Annotated in this window: 2 protein-coding genes; both read right to left on the reverse strand. The window is 31.9% G+C overall.

The annotated features are described in order from the left end of the window. Nucleotides 1-884, reverse strand: an 884-nt coding sequence (locus ACWVCY_RS10520) for a HesA/MoeB/ThiF family protein (RefSeq protein ID WP_455142779.1), incomplete at its 3' end; no start/stop codon positions are given. Between the two features lie 86 nt (nucleotides 885-970). Beyond that, on the reverse strand, nucleotides 971-3,382 hold the full coding sequence (locus tag ACWVCY_RS10525; RefSeq protein ID WP_455142780.1) for an ATP-dependent DNA helicase: 2,412 nt from the start codon (nucleotides 3,380-3,382) through the stop codon (nucleotides 971-973). Between the last annotated feature and the right edge of the window lie 411 nt (nucleotides 3,383-3,793).

Genomic DNA, 3,793 nt, shown 5'->3' on the forward strand with positions numbered 1-3,793 from the left:
AAAACTTTCTTTAATTTAGCGATATCATATGTTTTTTTAGCTTTAGGAACTATCATATAAGTTGATTCTCCACAGAGATCAACAAAACGATAGCCTTCCTCCTTAATAGATTTACTTTCCTCATGAAAATCTGAACAGACAAGACACTTTGGATTTTTTCGAATAGGGATGAGATCAAAGCTCATTTGTCTTAAATCTATAATAAGCAAATTTCCATCTAAAATAGATGTGCCCGAGACTATTACATTAATACATTCATGTATCTGAATTCCTGTAGCAACAGAAAGTAAACTTGGATGTATACCGGTAATATCACAGCTCTCTAACTCATTATCATCAATTCCATGATAAAGGCAGGAAATACAAGCAGAAGAGTCCTTTAAATTAAATAAACTCATATTCGCGGAACGAGCACTTACTCCACAAAAAATATAAGGGATATTTTTGTCTCTAGATGCTTTTCCTACCATTCGGCGAGTTTCAAAATTATCTAAACCATCAATTACAATATCAATCCCTTCTAATAACTCATCAATATTATATTCATCAATATGACATGCATGAGGATCGATAATAAGATTAGGATTGACACTTAGCAACCGTTCAGCTGCAACCTCAACTTTTGCACGATCTAAGTCATATTTAGTATAAAGGGGAGTTCGATGAAGATTACTCTGTTCCACTAAATCCCGATCAACGATTCTTAAATACCCAATTCCCATCTCAGCTAGGAGTAAGCTAGAAAATGTGCCTAATCCTCCAATTCCGAGAACTAAAACTCGAGCATTTTTAATCCGTAACTGGCCTTCTTCACCAATATCAGATAGGACAATTTGTCTAGAATAACGCGTTTTTTCTTCAGTAGATAATTCTTGGTAATCCATAGAATAATGTAATTCTAAAATAATTTAAAAATTATTCAGTATAGAATAAAAATTAAGATATTTAATGACTTTATTACTTCTCTATCTCATTTTATTGAATCCCAAAATTGCTTGATATCATTCTTTGGATTAGTAGAAATTAGTTCTGAAGGGGAATTTTGATAATAGTATTCTGGAAAATAATCAGCATATTTTGGAGTGGAGAATCTCCTCCCAATAAAAACGATAATGCCACGATCATTTGAATCACGAATCAAACGTCCAGCAGCTTGAAAAGTTCTGGTGAGTCCTGGAAATTGATACGCGTAATTGAAACCGTTACCAAATCTCTCTTCATAGTATTGACGAATCAATTCTTGTTCAAAATTGTAAGAAGGTAGACTGGGACTAATGATAAATACTCCATCTAATAAACCAGGCAAATCAATACCTTCAGCGAAAATTCCTGCAGTAACACCGACGGCAATCATGTAAGGATTTTCCTCTATGAGTCGTAAAAATTCGAATCGTTCCTCTTCCTGCATATATTGGGCTTGTTTAATAATTTTAAAACCTGAATCTTCCTGAAGATATTTCGAGACTTCATCAGCATACTTAAATGAAGGAAAGAACACAAAATATTTACCTGGTTTAATCAAACAAAGATCCATTACAAGTTGCGCGATATGTTGGTACGAATGCTCTCTATTTTGATATCGTGTATCTATTTCTGGAATAATTAATACTTTTCTCCTTTCTGGAGGAAAAGGAGAAGGAAATTTTGCATAAATAGTCTTTTCAACAGGAAATCCAAGAAGGTCACGATAAAAAGGAAAAGGAGTGATTGTGGCAGAGATTGCTATAACTGATCTAAAAAACTTTTTAATACGTTGATTTAGAAAATATGAAGCATCTTTACAGAAAATCTTGATACTGCATTCGTTGGAACTATAAAGGATAGAAAATTCTTCTGCATCTTGTGCTAATAATGCAGTATTGACAAAATCACGAAAAAGATAATAAAAATCCAATAAAGGATCATCAGGCCAATGGAGTTCTTTATCCATAAGGAAATTAAGATATTCTCGCAGAATTTCTTCGAATTGAGTAAAATTTTTCTGGAAAGCAGGAATATCAATCCTCTTTAGAATGTGAATCGATACTCCAGTATCAATTTCAGCCTGTATGCGTCGGAAAATTCTTTCCAAATTAATGGGGATAGAATCAGGAAGAGGTATAGTAGGAATGCGTCTTCTTAATTTCCGAATTGCCTGTTTAAAATCAAGAACCTCTTTTTGTCCTAGGGAATGAGAATAATAATCTCGGCTACGATCTATTAAATTATGTGCTTCATCAATTATTAAATAGAATTGATCAATTTTTGAAGGAGGACGACTAAAATATCGTTGAAGAGAAATACTTGGATGAAAGACATAATTGTAATCCCCAAGGATGATATCAGCTTCTAATGAAATATCTAAAGCTAATTCAAATGGGCAGAAAGCATATGTATTCAATGCCTCTTCTTCAATTAATTCAGGATATATTACCCCTCTCTTTTGTACAAAAAATTGAATGTAATCCTTGGGGGGATTTTTAATATGATTATTTAAAAATGGACAATAATCTTCATGACAATAGTAAAACGAGTTTGTACACATTTTTTCTTTTGCTTTGAGAGTAACAGAAAGAAAATTTACCCCTTGATCATGAAAAATTTCAAGGGTTTTTTCTACAATAGTTTTCTGAGTTGTTTTTGCAGTAATAAAAAATAATTTTCCTTTTTTTTCAATAACTTCCCGTAGAAAAGGATAGATAGAAACTACTGTCTTTCCTAATCCACTTGGTGCTTCAATAATAAGATTTAATCGTTGAGTTATACATTCATGAATTTTCTGGATTATTTTTTCTTGAAATGGGCGAAAAGAAAAAGGAAATTCTAAATTTTCTAGAGATTTCACTTTTTGTTCATAAAGTTGAGCTTTTTCCTCTTCATAGCAAATTATTTGCTTTATTCGATCCTTTATGAACTCAGAGATATCTTCATAGGGAAATAAAATAATATATTGCTTATTATCATATCGATTAAGAGTAATTAAGGCCAGTTCGACGTTAGTGAGAAGTCCATCCTTTTGAAAAAACATCCAAGCATAACTTAATAATTGATTCTTATACACATAAAGTCGTGGATCCTCAGGAGAACCAGTAAAGTTCCTATAATTTATTGATTTAATTTCTTCGATTACTATTTTATCTGGAGTTCTATAAAGGGAATCAACTCGTCCCCTTAAAATAATTCGCCAATTATCAATTTCAAAACAATGTTTTATATAATATTCAATTTCATAAGCTTTTTCACTTTCAATTTTTTGTTGTTGAATCTGATGATGGTATTCTTTACCAGTTTCTGTGTTTCTTAAACTTAAATAACTCCTTCCTTGGGCTGATGTACCCAAAAAAGCAAGATCGCGAACACTTAACCGTAATTCTTTTTTTTCTCGATTAATACGGATTGTCAATGTAAAACACTCTGAATTTTGATTCGTACTTATATTCTTGGGAGACTAATAGTGTGATTTTTCACCCAGCTAGTAGTAGTATTAAAAATTCTTGTAAAATTTTGTAAATAGAGTATAAATACCATAACTCCTTTTAAATACCTAAAAATATCTAACTCGTCTAGAGAAATTCTTCTCATGACATTTTGCGGTATATTGTATTAGATGCCCTTTATAAAGCAAGGATGAGTCAGAGATCTTAAGCATCCACACACTATCCTATGAGCTTGAGAATTAGTCAAGCTTTGAATAGATATGGGTGAAATGTCTTTTAAGATAAAAAATGCCTATATAGGTGAAATAAAGTTATGAAAATGCGCTATTATATCCTTGGAATAATGGCCATGGGTATGTTGCTCTTTGGAGCATTTG

The organism is Candidatus Hodarchaeum mangrovi, assembly GCF_975850365.1.